Source organism: Luteibacter sp. GL_149, from assembly GCF_057834065.1.
Genome location: NZ_CM174395.1, coordinates 2,324,887 through 2,345,780 on the forward strand (window position 1 = coordinate 2,324,887; position 20,894 = coordinate 2,345,780).

General features: G+C 64.7%; 15 protein-coding genes. 5 read left to right on the plus strand and 10 right to left on the minus strand.

The features are described 5' to 3' along the window. The first annotated feature begins 98 nt into the window (after positions 1-98). From AC3IR3_RS10565 to AC3IR3_RS10575, 3 genes are all read left to right on the plus strand, one after another. Positions 99-2,993 carry an ATP-binding protein gene (locus AC3IR3_RS10565; protein WP_489196833.1) on the plus strand — a complete coding sequence of 965 codons (2,895 nt, stop codon included), beginning with the start codon at positions 99-101 and terminating at the stop codon, positions 2,991-2,993. Positions 2,994-3,135: 142 nt separating this feature from the next. Beyond that, the gene (locus tag AC3IR3_RS10570; RefSeq protein WP_489196834.1) at positions 3,136-4,806 is read left to right on the plus strand and encodes a FecR domain-containing protein; all 1,671 of its coding nucleotides are present in this window, start codon (positions 3,136-3,138) and stop codon (positions 4,804-4,806) included. Positions 4,807-4,877: 71 nt separating this feature from the next. Next, entirely contained in the window at positions 4,878-6,050 is a 1,173-nt protein-coding gene (locus tag AC3IR3_RS10575; RefSeq protein ID WP_489196835.1) for a CHASE2 domain-containing protein, read from the plus strand. On the opposite strand, the gene AC3IR3_RS10580 is transcribed toward AC3IR3_RS10575, so the two are convergent. The 4 genes from AC3IR3_RS10580 to AC3IR3_RS10595 all read right to left on the minus strand — a co-directional run bounded on the left by AC3IR3_RS10580 (position 6,032) and on the right by AC3IR3_RS10595 (position 10,780). Further along, a complete protein-coding gene (locus tag AC3IR3_RS10580; RefSeq protein ID WP_489196836.1) occupies positions 6,032-6,940 on the minus strand; it encodes a LysR family transcriptional regulator in 909 nt (302 codons plus the stop codon). The genes AC3IR3_RS10575 and AC3IR3_RS10580 overlap by 19 nt on opposite strands. Before the next feature lie 121 nt (positions 6,941-7,061). Further along, complete coding sequence (locus AC3IR3_RS10585; RefSeq protein ID WP_489196837.1) at positions 7,062-7,835, minus strand: SDR family oxidoreductase; 774 nt, start codon at positions 7,833-7,835, stop codon at positions 7,062-7,064. Between the two features lie 162 nt (positions 7,836-7,997). Beyond that, positions 7,998-9,737 (minus strand): ATP-binding cassette domain-containing protein, encoded by a 1,740-nt coding sequence (locus AC3IR3_RS10590; RefSeq protein ID WP_489196838.1) that lies wholly within the window; start codon positions 9,735-9,737, stop codon positions 7,998-8,000. After that, positions 9,737-10,780, minus strand: a complete 1,044-nt coding sequence (locus AC3IR3_RS10595; RefSeq protein ID WP_489196839.1) for a serine kinase — start codon at positions 10,778-10,780, stop codon at positions 9,737-9,739. Before AC3IR3_RS10595 ends, AC3IR3_RS10590 begins: the two co-directional genes overlap by 1 nt. Positions 10,781-11,636: 856 nt before the next feature. On the opposite strand from AC3IR3_RS10595, the gene AC3IR3_RS10600 reads away from it, so the two are divergent. Together AC3IR3_RS10600 and AC3IR3_RS10605 are read left to right on the plus strand one after the other, a co-directional pair. After that, entirely contained in the window at positions 11,637-13,127 is a 1,491-nt protein-coding gene (locus AC3IR3_RS10600; RefSeq protein ID WP_489196840.1) for a B12-binding domain-containing radical SAM protein, read from the plus strand. 6 nt (positions 13,128-13,133) lie between these two features. Next, the gene (locus AC3IR3_RS10605) at positions 13,134-14,348 is read left to right on the plus strand and encodes a nucleotidyltransferase family protein (protein WP_489196841.1); all 1,215 of its coding nucleotides are present in this window, start codon (positions 13,134-13,136) and stop codon (positions 14,346-14,348) included. A 3-nt stretch (positions 14,349-14,351) separates the two neighbouring features. On the opposite strand, the gene AC3IR3_RS10610 is transcribed toward AC3IR3_RS10605, so the two are convergent. The 6 genes from AC3IR3_RS10610 to AC3IR3_RS10635 are packed head-to-tail and all read right to left on the minus strand — an operon-like array spanning position 14,352 to position 20,858. After that, positions 14,352-15,455: a glycosyltransferase family 4 protein gene (locus tag AC3IR3_RS10610; RefSeq protein ID WP_489196842.1), complete on the minus strand. Its 1,104-nt coding sequence runs from the start codon at positions 15,453-15,455 to the stop codon at positions 14,352-14,354. Further along, a complete protein-coding gene (locus AC3IR3_RS10615) occupies positions 15,452-16,576 on the minus strand; it encodes a glycosyltransferase family 4 protein (RefSeq protein WP_489196843.1) in 1,125 nt (374 codons plus the stop codon). Before AC3IR3_RS10615 ends, AC3IR3_RS10610 begins: the two co-directional genes overlap by 4 nt. 2 nt (positions 16,577-16,578) lie before the next feature. Further along, positions 16,579-18,120 (minus strand): B12-binding domain-containing radical SAM protein, encoded by a 1,542-nt coding sequence (locus AC3IR3_RS10620; RefSeq protein WP_489196844.1) that lies wholly within the window; start codon positions 18,118-18,120, stop codon positions 16,579-16,581. Continuing rightward, complete coding sequence (locus AC3IR3_RS10625) at positions 18,117-18,815, minus strand: class I SAM-dependent methyltransferase (protein ID WP_489196845.1); 699 nt, start codon at positions 18,813-18,815, stop codon at positions 18,117-18,119. The genes AC3IR3_RS10620 and AC3IR3_RS10625 overlap by 4 nt, the downstream gene beginning before the upstream one ends. Then, a complete protein-coding gene (locus AC3IR3_RS10630; protein ID WP_489196846.1) occupies positions 18,809-20,032 on the minus strand; it encodes an amidohydrolase family protein in 1,224 nt (407 codons plus the stop codon). The genes AC3IR3_RS10625 and AC3IR3_RS10630 overlap by 7 nt, the downstream gene beginning before the upstream one ends. 4 nt (positions 20,033-20,036) lie before the next feature. Then, positions 20,037-20,858 carry a class I SAM-dependent methyltransferase gene (locus AC3IR3_RS10635; RefSeq protein ID WP_489196847.1) on the minus strand — a complete coding sequence of 274 codons (822 nt, stop codon included), beginning with the start codon at positions 20,856-20,858 and terminating at the stop codon, positions 20,037-20,039. Positions 20,859-20,894: the final 36 nt, after the last annotated feature.

Here is a 20,894-nt window from a genome sequence, read left to right on the forward strand (position 1 = left end):
CAACTCAACCGCCCATGACCGCGTATACATTCGCGCACACGGCATGGTTTGTGCACGAACGGCGGCAACAGTAACATGAACGCGTAGCAAGGCCTGCCATGAACTCAGTCAGCACCGCGGCGCCGAGGAGCGATATGCCGACCACGCTACCCCATCCGTTGCCCGGGATCGCTGCCTTCGACGCTTTGTATGGAGCCGCCTGGGTCGACAATCAGGCGACCCCCGTCTCTGCCACTACGCTCGTACTGGCCGCGCTACTGATCCTGGTGGCGGTGGTAGCGATGGGTCTTGCCTGGCTGCTGCAAGCCCAGGTAAGCAAGGTTAAGCGCCTGCATGCGGAACTCCTCACCCAACGTTCGTTTTCCGAAGGCGCCCTGGACGCATTGCCAGCATCCGTGGTCATCCATGACCTGGATGGGCGCATCGTCGGCACGAATGCGTACTACCGGCAGCACCCTGCCGCCGCCGAGGCGATGACGGCAGCCATTCTGGCCGACGGCTTCGGCGAGACAGCGCATGGACACGAACCTCGCGAGATCGACTACACCGCCGATGACGGCACATCGCGTCAGGCTCTGATATGGAATCGTCCGATCCTCGCGGAGAGCGCCGACCCCGTCGGTTCGATCAGTATCCTTATCGATATTACGGAATTTCGCGACGCGGAACGCGCGGCCCGGATCACCGACCGCGGCCTGCGCGACGTCGTCCAGCAAATCCCCGTCGTTGTCTTCACCATCCTCAAGGATACTCAGGGAGTGCGTCACCTCACGTTTGCCGCAGGCGACGTGCGCGCTTTGTTCGGGCTGGAACTGGCGGATCTGCTGGGAATGGGGGACGTGCTACAGGAGCGTCCGTTGCAGGGCCGTATTCATCCCGACGATATTGCCGCTTTCGGTCGCCTGATCTCTCCCGCCACCACCGGCCTGCAGCAACGCTCGCTCGATTTCCGTGCTTTCGGCCGCGACGGCCTGCGCTGGATCCACGCCACGCTTGCACCACAGCCGTTGCCAGACGGAAGCGTACGGCTGATCGGTTACTTCGTCGACACCACCGAACTCAACGCGCGCAACGAAGCCCTGCGCATTGCGCGCGATGTCGCCGAGCGCGCTTCGAAGGCGAAAGCGGATTTTCTGGCCACGATGAGCCATGAAATCCGTACGCCGATGAATGGCGTGATCGGGATGCTGGAATTGCTCGGACGCACGCCGATCGATGCCGAGCAGCGTGAACTGTTACGTGCCGTGGAGGATTCGGCGGACGTATTGCTGCAGGTACTGAACGACATTCTGGATTTTTCCAAACTCGAAGCGGGCGATCTCCGGCTGGACGAAACGCTATTCGATCCGCGCGTACTGGTCGACAACGTCATCGGTGTGATGACGGCGCGCGCGCAGACGAAAGGCCTTGGCGTCCATGTAGCGATCGATGCCACCGTCGCCGGCACGTTGCGCGGCGACAGCGTCCGTCTGCGCCAGATTCTGTTGAACCTGCTGAGCAATGCCATCAAATTCACGGAACGAGGCAGCATTGCCGTGCGCATGGTCGTGCTTGGCGACGATAGCGAGCATCAGCACCTGCGCATCGGCGTCACGGATACCGGCATCGGTATTCCAGAAGAGAAGCAGGCCACGTTGTTCAATCCGTTCACGCAAGCCGAGGCCTCGACCAGCCGGCGTTATGGCGGCACCGGGCTGGGCCTTGCCATCTGCCGGCATCTGGCCGAACTCATGGATGGCTCGGTCGAGCTGAGCAGCGAACCCGGCGTGGGAACGACGGTGGGATTCGAAGTCCGCCTGCCCGTCGTACGGCGAGAAGTCATCGCACCCGCCGGACTGCACGGGCGCCATGCGGTCGTGCGGATCGGCTCGGTTGAAACGGCCGCGGCGTTGAGCGAGCACCTGAAGTCCCTGGGCATGACGGTGGAACGATCCGCGCCATCGCAATCGTTGCGCGAAGGCATGGCGGCGAGCCTGCTGTTTGTCGATCCCGACGATAAAGACAGCGAGACCCGGATCAGCGCCCATGTCATTGCCGTCACTGGCGATGCAGGTCCCTCGACGGTGAGAGACGAACGGTTGTTCCTCAGCGCGAACCCGCTGAAGTGGCAATCGCTGGTGCGCGCCTGCCTTGCCGTACTCGAACTGCGCGACGACACGTCGCCGGAAAACGATGCACGCTTCTCCTCCGGTGCGATAGCGGACGTCGATCCGCTGCTCTTGTCCCTGAGCGGTATGCCGGCCGATCGCGGGCACATTCTGGTCGCCGAAGACCATCCGGTGGGCCAGAAGCTGATCCTTCGCCAGCTGGCGATCCTCGGTTTGAGTTGCGAAGTGGTGGACAACGGTCGCGACGCTTTCGAAGCCCTCAGCGGAAACGAATACGCGATGCTGCTCACCGACTGCAACATGCCCTTGATGAGCGGATACGAACTCGCCACGGCATGGCGCCAGCACGAAGCGGAGATCGGTAGCCAACGACGCCTTCCCATCATCGCCATGACCGCCAATGCGCTGGCCGGGGAAGCCGTGCGCGTCCGCAACGCCGGCATGGACGACGTCCTGAGCAAGCCGCTGCAACTGCTTCCGCTCAGCCAGAAAATCAGCCAGTGGCTGCCGGAACAGCCTGCATCCATACGTTCCCACGTATCCAACGCGTATAACGCCACACCGCTGGCCAGTCTGACGGGCGACAACGAGGAGTCAGGCCTGTACGCCGACATGCTGCAGGCCTTTTCCAGTGCCAGTCGCGACGACCTGCTTGAACTGCGCCGTTGCGTCGACAAGGACGACACGGCGGCGGCGTCCTTGAGCCTGCATCGTCTGCTCGGCGCCCTGCAACTGTTTAACGATGGCGCATTGCTGAGCCAGGGCAAACAGTTGCTTGAGTCCCTGCATACGGAACGGGCGAACGAAACGCTCTCGCAATTGCCCGGTTTTGCCCTGGAAGTGGAAGCCCTGCTCTCGCGCCTGAATAGCCAACTAGCTGAATAGACAAGTCAATTAGCTATTTCCTTGAGACTCCACGACAATGGCGAGGTATTTACGCCGCATCAGGCTTGGCGAATCCGGATGGTTCGGCGCGTCTGCAGGGATCGAGCGGACGAGCGTCTGGGGGCGCAACAGGAATGAGGTTATGACACACAGGGTTTGGGGTCGGTCCCAGCTTAGCCGCTGGTTGTTTGCTGCATCGCTTGCTATCGCTTTCGCTCCGGCCTTTGCCGCGCCGGTTGCCGACTGGAACTACCGGGTACGTCCCAATGACACGATCTGGGATCTGGCCGGGCATTACCTGAAACCGGATATCCCCTGGCAGAAACTCCAGGATTACAACAAAGTCGCCGATCCGCTTCATCTGCCGCCCGGTATGACGCTGCATATTCCGGTGGCGTGGCTGCGACTCGAACCCGCCAGGGCCAAGGTAATCGCCGTCATCGGCAATGCCACCGCCACCCTGCCCGGCACCGCGCAGGCGATGCCCGTGACGCAGGGCATGTCGTTCGGTTACGGCGCTACCCTGGTGACCCAGGGCGATACCAGTCTCACTCTGGAGTTCGCGGACGGTTCGCGCATTCTCGTGCAGAGCAACAGCGAGCTCGCGCTCGATCGCCTTAGCGCCTATGGAAACACAGGCATGGTCGACACGCGCGTGCGTCTGCAGCGCGGGCGCATCAACAGCGACGTTACTCCCATGAGCGGGAACGCCGCGCGATTCAGTGTGTCGACCCCAGGCACGATTTCCAGCGTGCGTGGCACCCACTTTCGCGTGATCGCCGATGCGCAGACCGACGCGGCACGGACCGAGGTGACCTCGGGCAAGGTCGACGTCGGCAACGACAGGCGGCATGTGCTGGTGAAGACGGGGCTCGGCGTAGCCACCATCGGAGGCGCATCTCCGGGACAACCGCAAGCGCTGCTTCCCGCGCCGGCACTGTCATGCCCGACAGTACCCATCAATCGATTTCCCTACGAATTTCAGTGGCAGCCATTGGATGGTGCGCGGCATTACCGCGTGCAGGTAGCGTCCAGTGCGAAATTCGAGGCCCTGCTGATGGACCGCGTCGTCGACGACACGCATGCGGTCATTCCCGATCTGAGCGATGGCACCTACGCGATTCGTGTGCGCGGTGTCGGTACAGGCCAGCTCGAAGGCCTCGACGCCATCTGCTCCGCTGTCACCATCGACAGCCATCCGCAGCCGCCGCTGATCGTGTCGCCACAACCCGATACCCGGGTGCGCGATACCCGACCGTCATTCCGTTGGACGGAAAGCCAGCAGGCAACGTCCTACACCTGGCAGCTGGCCAGCGACTCCGCGTTCGAACACCTGCTGGCCGACCAGCCGCAGGTGACGGGCGGCGACGTGCGCCCGCCGCATTCGCTGCCTCTTGGACGCTACTACTGGCGCATCGCCAGCCGCGACAACACTGGCAAAGTGGGCCCTTACACCCCCGCACTTCCCTTCGACCTGGTATCCGAGCCGCCCGCTCCCGTGCCCGGCGAACCTAAGCACTCGCATGGCGATCTGATGCTGAGCTGGCCCGCGGGCCACCCGGATCAGCGCTATAACGTGCAACTGGCGCGTCATCCGGAGTTCGTCCAGCCGGAAGTGGACACCACGATCGATAAACCGGAAATCGACCTCAAGAACCTGTCGTCGGGCAAATGGTATGTACGGGTGCGAACCATCGATACCGACGGCTATGCCGGACCCTGGGGCTCGGTGCAGAAGACGCGCATTCCATGCATGGCGTGCCGTTGGGCCGCGGCAGGCGGCGGGGCATCGTTGCTGTGGTTGATACTTTGACGCCATGAATCACGGTAGCCGAACTGATGAGTGGAACCCCGCCGATGCCGCGGCAGCCGCGGCAGTCGACGATGCGCTCTGATCAGCTCGTCGTAGGTCCGCTCGCCGTACTCGGGCGTGTGCTGATCTGGATGATCGGCGTCGCCTCGCTCACCCTGATCATGGCGAGCGGCGCGGCCACCCGACTCGACAACGCGTTCTACGATCTGCATATGCATCATTGGTCGTATCGGACCGGCGACGCCGTGGTGATTGTGGCGATCGATGCGAAGAGTCTGTCCAGGCTCGGCAACTGGCCGTGGCCGCGCGCGGTGCATGCCCGGTTGCTCGATCGCCTCACCGATGCAGGCGTTCGCGGTGTCGGTATCGATATAACCATGGCCGAGCCCGACATCAATCACCCGGAAAACGATCGCGCGCTCGCGCAGGCCATTCGTCGAAACGGGCACGTTGCCATGCCCGTGTTCGCCGAAGCCGCCGAACTCGGTGGAACGCTGGAAGAGATGCTGCCCACGCAGGAGATCGCCAGCGTGGCGTCTGCCTTCGGTCACGTCGATGCCGCCAAGGACGACGACGGTGTCATTCGTGGCGCCTATCTGAAAGCGGGTTTGGGGCGTCCGTACTGGCCGGCCCTCGCCCTCGTCGTTTATGACATGGACCGGAAAACGCAAAAGCCAGTACTACCCAGCCTGCACAGGCCGGATACGGATACAGAGTCGCCTTACCAATGGATGCGCGACGACTATGTCCTGCTGCATTTCGCCGGACCGGCCGGTAGCTTCGACCAGGTCTCCTATGTCGATGTGCTGGAGGGCCATGTCTCGCCCGCGCTACTCAAGGGACGCTGGGTATTCGTCGGCGCTACGGCCTCGGGACTTGGCGACCTGCTGGACACCTCGGCCTCGGGTGGCGACGAGCGCATGGCCGGCGTGGAATATCAGGCCAACCTTCTCGAATCCGTCGAGAACGGCAGCACGCTGACGCCATTGAATTTCACGAGCCAGTTCGTCGTCGGAGCGGCATTGCTGACGTTGCCACTATGGCTCTACGGTCTGCCCGGATTTCGTCAGATGTGGACGATTGCCCTGGTCGCCCTGCTCGCCTGTTTCGGAACGAGCGTTGCACTCTTGCGGATAGTGGGATGGTGGTGGCCTCCCTTGGGCTGCGTGATCGTTATGGCTGTCGGCTTGGGCGTCTTCTCGGCGCTGCGAAAGTTCAGGGATCGTCACGACGCTTCGAGATGAGGTTGTATCAGGGCCTCGAACCACTCGATGAATGCATTGAGCCGACGCGAACGTTGGCGACGATGAGGATAGATGAGCGACACCGGCATGGAGGCCGCGCGATACTCCGGCATGATTTCGACAAGCTCTCCCCTTTCCAGGAGATGCTGCACATCGAAGCGCGGGATCTGGATCAATCCCAGGCCTGCTACGCAGCAGGCGATGTAGCTCTCCCCATTGTTGACAATCACGCGACTGGGCGCTGGCAGCTGCTGCTCTCTTCCCGAGTCCAGGAATTCCCAGGGCAGTTCCCGCCCGGTGGTTGGCGAAGCGTATCCGACCGACCAATGTTTCTTGGCCAGGTCGCCGGGATCCGCCGGTACGCCGTGCTCGCGCAGATACTCCGGGCTCGCGCAATTGATGAGTGCGATCTGTCCCAGCGGGCGAGCCACCAGGCTGCTGTCTTGCAGCACGCCGAAACGCACCGCGCAATCCACGCCTTCGTGCACCAGGTCGATGACGCGGTCGGTCGAACCCAAAGCCAGCTGCAGGCGGGGATACCGGCGCAGCAAGCCCGGCAACGCCGGGGCAACCAGGCGACGGGCGATGCGACTGGGCATGTCCACGCTCAGGCGACCCGAGACTTTGCGCTGGCTCGCATGGAACAACTGATCGATCTCTTCCGCATCGGCCAGGAACCGGCGCACATGCTCCAGCAGCTGCATCCCATCGGTGGTCAAGCGCACCTGTCGCGTCGTTCGATGCAACAGGCGCGCACCCATGGTCGTTTCCAGTTGCTGGATGGCGGCCGAGATCGAGGCGCGCGGTATATCCAGCACATGGGCCGCCTTGATGAAACTGCCCATCTCGGCAACCTGGATGAAGACGCGGTACTGATCAAGTCTGTCCATGGGTTCCTTTGACACAGATCTTTTGGGCCGAGGGATCGATGCCGGAGCGATCAACCGGCAAATGATGCTCCGATGCCTCTCCGCATGCGACAGCGTCCCTGGCGCCTGTGGCCGGGATGGCTTACTTGGTCGTGTAGCCGCCGTTGACGAGGATGGTCTGGCCCGTGATCCACCAACCGTCGCTGACGAGATGGCGGATGAACGGCACCACGTCTTCGATGCTCGTCAGGCCTGTCTTGCTGAACGGCGAGAGCGCTGCGGCCGTCTTGTGGTACGCCACCGCATCGGCGCCTTCGGCGGGATAGAAGAACGGCGTGTCCATCGGGCCCGGTCCGACCGCGGTCACCGAGATGCCGCGTGCGCCGAACTCCTTGGAGGCTGCGCGGGTGTAATGCTCGACCGGCGCCTTGGTGCCTGCATAGGCGGCATAGAACGGCGTGTAGGCGCCCAGCAGTGAAGTCACCACGGTGACGATCTTGCCGTTGTCGTTGAGGTTCTTGCCGGCTTCCTTGAGGAAGAAGAAGGCGGTCTTGGAATTGACCGCTGTCATATCGTCGTATTCGGCCTCGCTGATTTCCGTGATTGGCTTCTTCAGCACTTTGCCGACGGTGTTGATGGCGATGTCCAGCTTGCCCACCGCCGCGATGGCGTCGGCAAACAGCTTTTCCACGGCACCGGCCGTCGTCAGATCGGCCTGGATAGCCACCGCTTGCGCGCCTGCGGCCTGGAGGGCCGCAACGGTCGCGTCGGCGTCGGCCTTGCTGGCGGCGCTGTTGTAGTGGATGGCCACGGCTTTTGCACCCTGCCCCGCCAGGTCGCGAGCGATCAGTCCGCCGAGGTTCTTGGCACCGCCTGCGATAAGGACGGTTTTGCCTTGGATGGAATGGTCTGCCATGTAAATCTCCAGTGCGTGAGCGGAGATCCGAGTCTAGGCGGCAATGTCCGGGGAATCAGCCATCCCGATCGGGATGGATTATCCAGAAAACAGATCCAATCGCACAGGGGAAATCCAAGGCGTGCAATAGCCGCTACGCGCGAGGAAACGATAGCGAATACGTTATCGCCGTACTTCGACGACCTGTCTTTCATCCGCGGTCCTGGCCACGACCGTCGTGCCGGGATCGCCGCCGATGGTCAGGGTCTGGTCCGCGATCGTCGCTACGTCGGCGCGGTGCGAGACGACGATCAGGATGGTGCGTGGCATGCGACGTTTCATCGTGGCCAGCACGGCTCTCTCCGATGCCGCATCGAGTGCGCTGGTGGCCTCGTCCAGCACGGCGATGAACGGCTGCCGCAGCATGACCTGGGCCAGCATCAAACGTTGCAACTCGCCACCCGATAGCCGGCTCGAGGCCCGGTCCAACGACGTGTCGAGACCCTGCTCGGAATGAGCAAGCCGGGCATCGAGGCCAACGTCCAGCAACGCGTTTTGCAACATCGCGTCGCTGGCCTCGGGCGCTGCCCACAGCAGGCTTTCGCGGACGGAAGACTGCCATGGCCTGACGTTCTGGCTGACGTAGGCACCGTTCCTCACCCACTGCCGATAGCCATCGAAATCGATGGGCCGGCCGTCGACGCACGCCTCGAATCGTTCGGGCGGGGTCATGCCCGCCAGCACGTCGACCAGACTGCTCTTGCCGATGCCGGAGTCGCCGGATATCAGGGTCATCTCGCCCGGTAACAGCATCAGATCGACGACATCCAGTCCGGCGAGCGGCGGCCGCACCCGTACGCGGTCTATCCGCAACGTGCCGACAACGGTCGTTTCGGGCGGCGATGCGGCAGACGCATGCGCCGTGCCCAGGCGCATATATCGCTGCCATAGCTCGAATGCCGGCGCCGCCGAACGCAATTGCTGGAAACTCTGCCGGGTCGAGACCAGATAAGGCAGCAGGCGCCCGAGCAGCAGGCACACCGCAATCAGCGACGCCGAATCGATGCCGTGCCAGCGCTGCGCGAGAACGAAGACGCCGGCGATGCCCGCCGCCGCCAGCAGTTCCAGCAGCAACCGTCCGGAAGCCACCAGTTCCAGTTGTCGCGCGTAGCCATTGCAGAGCCCGGCGGAGATCGCGCCATAACTCGCTTTCTCCGCACTCTCGCGTTCGAACGAACGGACGTGCCGCAAGCGCCGTGGGAAATCCTCGCTGTGCCAGAACAGCCGGGTCATATCCGCGACGTACTGCCGGCTTACCCGCGACTGCTCGCGACCGAAGACGCGCGAAGCAAGCAGACCGACGACCATCGGCACGGGTGCCGCCAGCATCAACGGCGGCGATACCCAGAACGCGAACGCCAGACTGACGGCGGCGGTGATCCCGGCGACCAACAGTTGCTGCAAGGCACTGAAACCCTGCACGACGATCTCGACGTTGTACGTGAGGACATTGGCGATCTCCGCGGATGTCGCATCCGCCAGCGACGCCAGCGGTGCATCGATTAGGCGCGCATGCACACTGCGCCGCAGATGCATGCCGTAGCGGCCGACCAGTCGCGCGCCGAGTCGCGCCGTCTGCCAGCGTAGCAATGCGAACGCCACGGTCGCGATAGCGAAGGCCATGACCCGCATGTCGGTCCGTCCATGCAGATCGAACAGTCCGCCGCCGAACGGCAATGGCTGCCCCGGTTGGACCAGCGGCACCAGCAGCACGGCGGCGAGGCTGCCGGCCAGTGCCGAGCCCAGCGACAACGCGACATAGATCGCTGTCTCGATCAGATCGTCGCCCGTGAGTGAACGCACGAGGGATAGCAACGGCCCTTGCCCGGTGTCCTTCGCGGTCGACGTATCGACCGTCGCCATCACGCGCTCGCCATGCGGCGCGGCGACAGCAGCGTCAGCAACGCATCGGCGGAATCGCGCGGATGCCGTCCACGAAGCAGTCGGTGCATACCCATGCGCATCATTTCCTGTTCGAAGCGACGCCAGCCCGGTTGCGCGGCGGCATACGGCTGATCGGCGGACAGGCGTCCGGCGATCTCGTGCCGAGGTACCGGACTCAGTAATGCATCGGGAGCGTCCGCTGTCCGGTTCGACACCAACACGGCACCGACCAGCGTCATGGGAGTGGCGACGGATCGGCCCCGACCGAGGCGCAGGTCGGCCTCGAACTTCTCGACGCCGCTACGACGACGGATCACCGGCGATTCACCGATCCAACGCCGGGTTTGCTCGTCGCCGACGAAACGCAGCGCGTCGTCGCGGACATGCAGGTAATTGGCGACGCCGGTGGCGAGCATGGTGTCCGGTTGCACGAAGACGGCATCCTCGGCGAGGAAATCCATCCCTTGCAGCAAACCGTGCAACGCCAGCGTCGACTTGCCCGCGCCACTGGCACCGAGCAGCAGGATGCCCCGCCCATCCCTGCCAACGCAGGCGCCATGCAGCGGCACCAGATCCATCCCGCGCGCTGCCAGCAGGAACACCGCGAATTCGATAAGTTCGTAACGCACATGATAGGGATGGTCCAGCATGTCCTCGGACACCACCACGAGCGCGCGGCGTTGTGCGGGCGACACCATCACATAGTTCGACGCATCCATGACGCCACACAGCAGGCCCGTACCGGATTGCGTGCGCACGGGCGGAGGTTCGTCGACGGGCCGGTCAACCTGTCGCGGCACGAGACGCAGCTCGACATGAAACATTGGCGGCGCCGCATAACGCCGTTGCGGCGGCAGCCCGCCATAAGCCGCCTCGACCAGTCGCAACAAGGCTTCGCTCGCGCTGTCGAAATGGAAATGCCCACCGAGTATGTCCTTGCGGACATTGAGCGGCGGTGCGGATCGTTCGTGAAACGGATCGGCACCGGTATCGCCGATGTCGTGTTGCGTGGTCGGGGCCATTGTCGTCGATCGAAGTGTGGGCCGATCCGGCGACGTGACGCGCGGCCACCAGTCCTCCGGACATGTAGCCAGTAAGTGCCCGGACACGTGGGAAAGGTTGTGCCGCGACGGGCCAGCTTTTTTGGTTCTTCACGCATGGTCGGGGAGGGCTCGGCTTCGCCATCGCCATCGCGGTCGCCGTCGCGCTTGGACGTTGCGGGGAGAGCCGTCGGCCACCGCCCTCGACGCTCCGTCTCCACCGTCGCTCGGGAAGGGATAGCCGCTGCGCGGCTGGTGTCTGATGGCTGCGCCCCGTCGCGCCCGCGCGGCGGGCGGGGGTTTTCGATTCGGCTCCTGCCTCAGCGAAAACGGCGGACCGTCCGGGTCCGCCCCCTTCGGGCCTTTTCCGCCCGCCGCGCTCGGTTCCGCAAGTCGCGTCGAGGGCGGTGGCCGACGGCTCTTCCGGAGGTTGCGGTTGCGTGGGGGAAAGCCGCGCGTGACGCAGGACCGGTGGTGACCGTATCCGGTTCGGTCCGTCACGTGCTCGGCTCGTGCTCTGCCCACAACAAACCGCAGTCGCTGGTGCCGTGGCCGGGTTGGCCCTTGGGGCCGCCTTAGCCGAGGGCCGCGATCACCCACTGACGGAGCGAAGTGGCACTACGGCCCGCTCCCGCAGGGACGGCGCCGAAGGCCCCAAGGGCCAACCCGGTCGCGGCTTCCCTCGACGCACGCGCGTGAAGCTCCCGCAGTGCGTGAAGAATTTTTCCCCACGCAAGGCAACCGATCATCCACGCCGGGGCACTCACGGGCAATCAGCGAAAGACATCGGGATCGATGCCGTCGCGCTCCCCATGATGACGATCGAGGCTCCTTCGAGATGCTAAAGATTCAGGTCGGCCACTCCTACTTCCTTCGCTACGACCGGAAGCAGTGGGAACGCGGCAAGCCGTATCCCCCGCTCGCGACGATTCAGGTCGCGGCCCTGCTCAGGGAAATGGGGCACGAGGTATCGTTGTTCGACGCGATGCTCGCCAGTGGCGTGGAAGATCACGAAGGCGCCCTGCGCGCCACGCGTCCGGAACTGGTCGTGATCTACGAGGACAACTTCAACTTCCTCACCAAAATGTGTCTCGGCCGCATGCGTGAGGCGGCTTGCCGGATGATCGGCGAAGCGCGCGCTTACGGTGCTCGCGTGATCGTCGCCGGCTCCGATGCATCCGATCATCCGGAAGCCTTCCTCGCCGCGGGCGCGGACGCCGTACTCGTCGGCGAAGGTATCGCCGCGCTGGCCGAACTGAGCGGCAGGCTCGAACGCGATCCCGGCCTCGACACACCCGAGTGGGTCGCTGGCGTTCCCGGCGTTGCCACGCGCGTGCAGGGACAGATACAACTGACCCGCGTCGGCGTGATCCCGCCCGATGCACGACTGGTCGGCCGTCCTGCCTGGGACCTGGTCGACATGGAACGCTACCGCACGTTCTGGCACGAACGGCATGGCTACTTCAGCCTCAACATGGCCGCTTCGCGCGGCTGTCCGTTCCGTTGCAACTGGTGCGCCAAGCCGATCTGGGGCAATCACTACAAACAGCGCCCCGCCGAAGACGTGGCTGCCGAGATGACCTACCTCAAGCACACGTTCGCGCCCGACCACATCTGGATGGCCGACGACATCTTCGGCTTCCATGTCGACTGGGTCACCGGGTTCGCCGCGCATCTGCGCGCGTCCGATGGCTCCGTTCCCTTCATGATCCAGACCCGTGCCGACCTCGCCAGCGAACGGATGGTCGCCGCACTGGCGCAGGCCGGTTGCGCCGAAGCCTGGATCGGTGCGGAGAGCGGCAGTCAGCGCGTGCTGGACCGTATGAGCAAGGGTACCAAAGTGCCCGATCTGATCGCGGCCCGGGAACGGCTTGGCGAGCACGGCATCCGCGTGGGCTTCTTTATTCAGCTGGGTTACCTGGGCGAGGAACTCGAAGATCTTCTGGCAACGCGCGCGCTGGTGGCGCAAGCCGCGCCGGACGATGTCGGCGTCAGTGTGTCCTATCCGCTACCGGGCACGACGTTCTACGACGAGGTGAAGGCGCAGTTGGGCAAGAAAACGAACTGGCGTGACAGCGCGGATCTGTCCATGATGTTCCGCGGTGCCTACGACTCGGATTTCTATCGCCGCGTGCGCGACCTGCTGCACGAACAGGTCAACCTGCAACAGACGAAAACCGGCGAATCGGCCGAACGTCGTCGGCAGGAGCTTGCCGCGCTCGATGCGCGCTGGGATGCGCTGATCGCCTGCGAGCATGCGCATCGCAGCGAAGAGCCCACGATGTCTCCTCCGATGGCAAGGCAGAGCATCGCCTTGACGCTGCTTTAGATCGCCATGCTGCCGCCACTGGGTCTGGTCAGGAAAGGGTTGCGTCGCACCACCGAGGCGCTCGCCGAGGAACTGGCTTTCGCACGACCGGGCGCCGCCACGCCCGACTGGAATGAACTGGAATGGCGGCTAGCATCAGCGGCGGCCGCCGCGCACGGTATCTCACCGCTCCTGTCGCAATGCTCTACATGGCGGCATCCCGCATGGACGCAATTTCTTGTCGCCCAGCGCGAACACGTCGAGCATCGTCATCGACGCATCGCGTCGCTGCTTGAACGTATCGACGCCAGCGCGCGTATTGCCGGACTGCCCATCGTTCCTCTGAAGGGCTCGGCATTGCATGCCATCGGCCTCTACGCAGCGGGCGATCGCCCCATGGCCGATATCGACCTGCTGGTCCGCGACGAGGATGTCGATGCGGCCACCGCGTTGCTGACCGATCTTGGCTACGTCGAGTCGTTCGTGCAGTGGAAGCATCGCGTCTTCAAGCCGGCGACGGGCGAGCCGGTCATGGGGCTCGGCGAGCACCGCGATACACCGGTCAACATCGAACTGCATACGCGCATCCAGGAGCGCTTGCCGATCACCACCGTAGACATCACCGAACGCATATATCCAGCCGATCCCCGTCCCGGCCTGAATCCGTATCCGTCGAACGGTGCATTGATGAGTCACCTGCTGCTGCATGCGGCGGGTAATCTCTGCGGGCGCAGCGTGCGTCTTATCCATCTGAACGATATTTCCCTGCTGGCGACGCGGATGGTCGCGCGCGACTGGGAAGTGCTTTGGGCTGGCGGCTCGCCTTGGTGGGCCCTCCCACCGCTACGTCTGGTTTCGCGTTACTACCGGCGCGCAGTCCCCTTGTTCGTACTGGCCCGCCTACAGCGCGAGTGCCCTCCCCTGTTACGGATGATCTCGCGCAGCCGCACACTCACGCAGGCGTCGTGTTCGGCACTATGGCTGCACGCGTTGCCCGGCATCGAATGGGCGCGGTCGCTGCGCGAAGCCGGCCACTGCCTGCACAATCGTTTCCGGCCGTCGGAGGAAAACATCAAAGAGCGCGCCGACATGGTCCGTACGCAGCTGTGGCTCAAGGGACAGAGCTGGGTCACGCTGAGCCATGGCCGGCGCATCCTGACGCGACTCACGCGTCCGGTGCCGCGGATGGATACGCTCTACGTGGTACGCGCCGCGCTTGAACATGGCGCATCGTCGACGTAGATCTTAGCGCCCGGCGAGAAGCGTCGCGTACAACGTTTCGAACGATCTGACAGTGTGATCGGCATCCTCGGCGATCGCCCGGCGCTGCGCTTCATCGGCAAGGCGCAGCCGCAGTCCTTCATCGGCGAGCACGCGCTGTATCGCCACCGCGAGTGCGGCCCAGTCGCCGACGGGCACGGCCAGCGCCGCCTTCGGCGACCATTCGACCAGGTGACCCACGGCCGTCCCCACGGTCGGTACGCCCGCCACCGCCGCTTCCAGAAGGACGAGCGGTCCGGCTTCGTGCAACGACGACATGACCAGCAAATCGGACTCGGCCATCAGCGGACGCAGTTCCCGTTGCGTGCGGAAGCCCACGAAACGGACGTGCCGTTCCAGTCCGAGTCGATGAACCAGGCCATCCATCTCACCCTGCAACGTATCCACGCCGACGACGTCGATAGTGAAAGACAATCCCGCATCGGCCACGGCCGCCAAGGCGTGCAACAACGTTGTCTGGTCCTTGACCCGGTTGATGCTGGCGACATGGATCAGTCGCGCCGGTCCGGCATCGCGTCGGCGTGGCGCGAGCGGTGGCCACGCCCGCAGGTCGACGCCGAGCGGCACGCGCCGGGCTTCGAGACCAAGCGCACGCAGCGAATCGACAATCGGCGAGCTGGCCGCCGTGATCGCGTTCGTAGCGCGCAGCACGATGGCCTCGCGCAGCCGGCCTTTCCACTTCCGCCGTCCGCCGTAGCCGATGGCGTGGAGCGCGACCAGTTCGCCGCCGGCGATGTGGACGAGACTGGGTCGCCGTAGCCATCTCGCCGTGGCGACCGCGATCAGGCTGCAGTCGCCTGAGAAAATGGCGTGGATAAGATCGAACGGTGCGTGGCGATGCTCGGCCCGGATCGCCGCGATCGCACGCAGGCGCGGCCATCCCTCGCCGATGTTGTGGATCTGCGCGCCGAGCAGTTCCCAGCGCGCCGCCACGGCTTCCTGATGCAGGACGAAGACATGGACGTCGTGCGTGCGCGCGAGTCGTTCGATCAGCGCCAGCAGGACCGGAATCACGCGAAATTCACCCGTACGGTCGACGCCGCCGGGCACCACCAGAGCGATCTTCATGCCGCGTTCCGCCGCCGATCGTCGAGCAGTTGCGCGTATGCGTCCGCCCATTGGCGACCCACCGCCGCGAACGACAACGTGGCGTCGAAGTGAGCCCGCACGCGTGCCGGCGATGGCCGATCCACCGCCATGCGGACCAGCACTTCGGCCAGCTCAGCCGCATCGCCACGCGTCCAGTGCCCGCCGATGGCGTCGCCGGTCAACGCGCGGAACGCGGGAATGTCCGTCACCACCGGTGCCACGCCGCAGGCAAGCGCTTCCAGCAATGCGTAGCCGCAGCTTTCGGCGAGGCTGCCGGAAACGAACAGGTCCGCGGCCTGCATGCAGGTTTCGATACGTGCATGTGTCAACGTGCCGAGGAGATGGACGCGCCCGGCGAGTCGCGGATCCTGCGCGACTCGCCGCTGCACATCGTCAAGCAGCGGCGCACTGCCGAAGGCGAACCACAACTGCACGTCGGGCAGACTTGCCGTCGCCAAAGCGACGCCCTCGAGCACGGTGAGCGGGTCTTTGCCGTCGCTCAGATGCCCGACCGAAAGAATGCAGGGATTGCCACGGAGACCCGTCGCGGCACGCGCGCTGGCCCGGTTGCCAGGCACAAAACGGCTACTGGATTCCGGTATCGCAAACAGCCGGGTCCGCGATCCGAACAGGTTGGCGGCGACGAACGGCTGCGCCAGGGCGGGTGCGGTGAATGCGATACCCGCGGCAGCGGCGTACCAGGGCCGCCACCGCGAACGTCGCCACCACGGTGGCGGCCGATCGGCATGGTCCTGGATCAGGATCGGTATATCGGGCAGGCATCGCGCCAGTTCGAACGCGTCGCGAGCGAAGCCCAGACTGTGCAGGTGCAGGACGTCCGGTGCGATGTCGCGAAGAAGGCGAGCGAAATGACTGGCACGCCTGGCTGCGGAGGTCATGCCTCGGGTATCGGTGAAGCGATATTCGACGCCGCGATGCGTCAACCGCGCATCGCATGCTGCGGCCTGAATTACGGAGATCCGGGTACCGGCGCCCGCAGCCGCCTCGGGAATGTCCGCCAGCGACGGCCAGCGTTCGAACACGTCCGCAGGTGCGCCATCCGCAGGCGCGGGCAACACATTGATCTGCGCGACATGCACGCCTAAAGACCCGACACCTGCGGCATCCGCAAACGAACCAGCCGGTTCGCGAGAGTAAGCTCCCAGGGCCGGTCGTACTTCCGCTGGCGGTAGCGCCACGCGGCCATCGCACTCAGGCTGCGCTTGGCCCAGGTGGGCGAACGCAGGTCCTGCACGGTTGGGAAGCGGCAGCGCAGCACGGTCACGAAATCGTGGATATGCCGGCGAAGCTCGTCGGTCAGCCACGGCGCATCGGCGTGGCAGGCGTAATCGACCCAGCGTTTTTCCATCCATTCTTCCGGCGTCTTCGGAAAGACCACCGGATCGCCGTTGAGATCGAGCAGCGCCATGCCGGGATGCTTGCCGCGATCCTTTTCGTGCTTGCTGCTTTCCGGCAGCGGTGTGTAGATGTAGACGATGATTTCGGACGCCGGATTGATCCGCTTCAGTTCGCGGATGAACTCGAAAGTGTGCTGGGTTTCCTCTGCCGTGTTCTCCGGTGGCGCAACCATGAACGACAGCTCGGGAATCACACCGTGCCTTCGACATAGCTCCGCGACTTCCAGCGTCTGGTCGGGCCGTGTGCCTTTGCGGATTTCCTTGAGCATCTGCCCGCTGGGCGATTCGGCACCGATGTACGCCATGCGCAAGCGGCTCTTGCGCACCAGTTTCCACGAGCTTTCCGACAGGTTGAGCAGCGCATCGGAACGGGCGTAGCACCACCACGGCATCTCCAGTTTCGCCATCACTTCGAGCAACGGGATCATGTCTTCTTCGCGGTCGAAGAAGTTGTGATCGAAGAACTGGATCGAATCCGCGCCGAGTTCGTACTTGAGATAGCTCAGGTCGCGTTCCAGCCGCGCCGCCGCCGGCAATGCCGTCGTTCCGCCGAACATCGCCGCCACACCGCAGAACGTGCAACGGAAGCGGCAGCCGATCGACGCCTGGTGCGCGGCCGTACGCCGGCCGAGGAAGGTGCGGGCCAGGTAGCGCCGCGGATCGCCGAGCTTGTCGTAAGGCAGCACGATGCCGCTGTCGCCAAGCGAGAAGCGACGGTTCGGGTTGTGCACCACCGCGCCATCGTGTTTCCACGACAGGCTGCCGATCTTCGCGAAGTCCGGCTCTGCCCTGCCCAGCGCGGCGATCAGTTCGGGCAGGCTTTCTTCGCCCTGCCCGCGGATCGCATAGTCGACATAGGGCGCGGCCAGCGTGGTATCCGCATAGAGCGTCGGGAAATAGCCGCCCCAGATGATCGGGGTTTGCGGAAAGCGCTCGCGGATCGCTTTCGAGACGGCGATGGAGGGCTCTATCTGCGGACCGCCCATGACGCTGATCCCCACCGCGTCGAAGTGCGTGCGCTCCATGGCGCGAAGTGTTTCGCCGACCACGTCGCGATCGACGTTGCCATCGATGATGTGGCTCTCGCCCGTCCGGTCGAGGGCTGCCGCCAGATGCAGCAGCGACAGCGGGAACCGTGCGCTGGACGGCGACGTAATGGTCGGATTGACCAGCAGCGTCTGCGGGGAGTGAGGCATGGGTCGGGATGGCATGTCGTGGAAACTCATGGGAGGCGCCTGAGCTGGAACACCAGCGCGACGGGAACCTCGAGCGCCGCACTATCGAAATGCGCGCCCGGTGGAATATCGGCCGGATCGAGCATCGGTTCCGCGACGCGTTCGATCGCAAGCCCCAGGGCGGTACATGCGTTGTGCCAGTGGCTGTAGAGGTGCTGCTTATGCCGCACCGCGTAGCGCTGGCCGCCGTGCCTGAAATCCCGCCGCCAGCCGAGTGCATGGCCGATGGGATGGACGTCGCTGCACAGCAGACGGCCACCGGGACGCGTGACGCGGCGCAGTTCGGCCAATGCCTGTTGCAGACGATCGAGATGGCCGACGACCAGACCGCATACCGTGAGGTCCGCGAAACCGTCCGGTATCGGTAACGAGGTAAGGCTGCCCTGCCGCAGCGCGACGTTGGCGACAGCGGCATGTGCGGCCAGCGCCTTGCGCGCTCGTTCGAGCATCGGCGGCGACAGATCCACGCCCGTCACGTGCGTCGCCCCGCGATCCAGCGCGTGCAGCACATAGCGTCCGCTGCCGCAGCCGGCATCGAGCACGCTACGGCCGTGCAGTTGTCTGGGCATCAGGCTGAGCATCGCGCGTTCCTCGGCAAGCATGACCGGGTTGTGCGCGTGCGGCGGGTAACTGTCCGCCCAAAGGGCATACGCATCGACGGGTTCGAGCATCGGGACACTCAGCATGGGATGCACCTCGCCGCGGTCGTGACATCGGTGGCGAGCGCCAGCCCCGGTTCGAGGGCAAGCAGCGCGGGATCGGCCAGGGAACGGGCTAACAGCTTCGGCTTGCCGTCGAGCGTCACTGCCACGGCATCGACGCCGGCGGCCGCAAACCAGTCGGCGAAGTCGGGATCGGCGATGCGCGGCAGGCCGTCGCGCACGACGGCGCGAAGCTGGCTGCGTCTCAGCCCGACGAGACTGTCTGCCGGATCGCCGCCACGATCCTCGACGATCGCCATGTCCGCCGGGGCACCGACGGACAGACTGCCGCGTCCGGCAAGACGCAGGATGCGTGCGGCTCGTGTGGTGACCAACGCAAGCAGGGAGGTCGCGTCCAGCTCGTCGTGTGCGGCGGCCATACTCAGCTCGTCGAGCAGGTCGCGGGCACCGCTCAGGCGCGAGTCGCTACCCATCGTCAGCCGGCCGGCTTCGCACAGACGGCGCGGATCGAGTGTTCGTCCCAGCAGTGCGCGATTGCTTTGCGGACACCAGACGACGGCCGCGCCGCAGGCGATCACGCGATCGATATCCGTTTCGAGCAAACCGACGCCATGGATGAGTACGGTGTTTGGGGCCAGACAACCCAGCGCGTCCAGTTGCGCGAGCTCCGCCTGCGCCGTTTCGTCGGTGCCTTCGGCGAGATGGATCAGCCAGGGGCGATCGGCGGGCGTGGCGGCGAAACTCTGGCGTACCGGCGGACCGTAGTCGGGACCGGCCAGCGTGTAGCTCCAGCCATGGTCGCGCAGCAACGCGACGGGAAAGTCCGCGTCGTCGAGTGCCGGGTGCCAGGGATCGTGATGCGCGACGCAGGTCGTGCCGGCGAGCAGGTTCTTCAGGGCGCCGTGGCGAAGACGCAGGCTTTTCGGCACGTTCAGTGCAGCGATGACGACGGGGTCCTGAAAGTGCGACTGGAAGGCCGCGATCCAGGCGTAGCTGTTCGGAAAAGGCGCGGCGTGACGTAGCGGCGGAACGCCGTTGACGTGCAGGTGGTCATGCGCGTTTATCAGGCCCGGAAAGATCAGGTGATCCCGCAGATCGACCGGGTACGCATGCGCGCCCGGCGACGCACCGATATGGCCGGCACGAACCGGAAGCGGCGCATACGACACGCCGTCGGGCACGAGGGAAACCGCGCCGACAAGATCGGTATCCGACGAAAAATGGTGGCGAAAGACGTCCATCGACTCAACGCCGGTGCATCACGATCAGGAAATGGTCGCCCATGTCGCGCAGCAGCGGCGCGGCACCGAGGCGGTCGTCCAGGCGACCGAGCCGTTCGTACCAGTCCGGACGGCGACGGTAGCGTTCGACCATGTACGGTGGCGGCATGAACAGGCTCAGCGCGCGATAGCCGCCCAGCGAGAACGTTCCAGCGAAGGCACGATAGAACTCGCGAGGCAGGTAGTAGTACGTCCAGATCGTGTGCCGGTTCATACCGACCGCCGTCGCACCGCGCGCGGCGCGTACGGCTGCACGACGGAAACGTCCACGCAATGCGTAGTGCCCTACTTCCCATGGACAGACCCTGCCCATCACCGAAAACACCAGCGTGCCGCCCGGCTTGAGCAGGCGCGCGCATTCGCTCGCGACGGCGTGCAGGTCCGGCGCGCAGTTCAACGGACCGAAGTTCGAATAGATCGCGTCGAATTCGCCGTCGAGCCGGTCCAGCTGCTGGATGCCCAGATGCGTGGCCGTCACCCGCGATTCGAGCGCCGCGGCGTCGGCGCGTGCGCGCGTTCGTTCGACCATCTGCGGCGACCAGTCGGTGGCGACGACGCGGAAGCCGCGCCGCGCGAACTCGATCGCGTCGATGCCCGTGCCGCAGCCGAGGTCGAGCAGACGGCCGCCCGCCGCGACCTTGGCGTGCACGGTGTCCCATAGCGTGACTCGCATGCGCTGGATCAGTTCATTGTTGCCGCGGGGACCGTCGTAATCCGCCGCGACACTGTCGAAAGCGTGCTGCGTTTCCAGCAGCTGCGCTTCGTCTAGCGTGTGTTGCCCACTCATGTCGATCTCCGTGCCCAGACCAGTGAGTGCCTCGGG

Bases quoted from the DNA above. Each gene is read 5' to 3' on its own strand.
- AC3IR3_RS10565 (WP_489196833.1), top strand. From the start codon at position 99: ATGAACTCAGTCAGCACCGCGGCGCCGAGGAGCGATATGCCGACCACG.
- AC3IR3_RS10570 (WP_489196834.1), top strand. From the start codon at position 3,136: ATGACACACAGGGTTTGGGGTCGGTCCCAGCTTAGCCGCTGGTTGTTT.
- AC3IR3_RS10575 (WP_489196835.1), top strand. From the start codon at position 4,878: ATGCGCTCTGATCAGCTCGTCGTAGGTCCGCTCGCCGTACTCGGGCGT.
- AC3IR3_RS10580 (WP_489196836.1), bottom strand. From the start codon at position 6,940: ATGGACAGACTTGATCAGTACCGCGTCTTCATCCAGGTTGCCGAGATG.
- AC3IR3_RS10585 (WP_489196837.1), bottom strand. From the start codon at position 7,835: ATGGCAGACCATTCCATCCAAGGCAAAACCGTCCTTATCGCAGGCGGT.
- AC3IR3_RS10590 (WP_489196838.1), bottom strand. From the start codon at position 9,737: ATGGCGACGGTCGATACGTCGACCGCGAAGGACACCGGGCAAGGGCCG.
- AC3IR3_RS10595 (WP_489196839.1), bottom strand. From the start codon at position 10,780: ATGGCCCCGACCACGCAACACGACATCGGCGATACCGGTGCCGATCCG.
- AC3IR3_RS10600 (WP_489196840.1), top strand. From the start codon at position 11,637: ATGCTAAAGATTCAGGTCGGCCACTCCTACTTCCTTCGCTACGACCGG.
- AC3IR3_RS10605 (WP_489196841.1), top strand. From the start codon at position 13,134: ATGCTGCCGCCACTGGGTCTGGTCAGGAAAGGGTTGCGTCGCACCACC.
- AC3IR3_RS10610 (WP_489196842.1), bottom strand. From the start codon at position 15,455: ATGAAGATCGCTCTGGTGGTGCCCGGCGGCGTCGACCGTACGGGTGAA.
- AC3IR3_RS10620 (WP_489196844.1), bottom strand. From the start codon at position 18,120: ATGAGTTTCCACGACATGCCATCCCGACCCATGCCTCACTCCCCGCAG.
- AC3IR3_RS10625 (WP_489196845.1), bottom strand. From the start codon at position 18,815: ATGCTGAGTGTCCCGATGCTCGAACCCGTCGATGCGTATGCCCTTTGG.
- AC3IR3_RS10630 (WP_489196846.1), bottom strand. From the start codon at position 20,032: ATGGACGTCTTTCGCCACCATTTTTCGTCGGATACCGATCTTGTCGGC.
- AC3IR3_RS10635 (WP_489196847.1), bottom strand. From the start codon at position 20,858: ATGAGTGGGCAACACACGCTAGACGAAGCGCAGCTGCTGGAAACGCAG.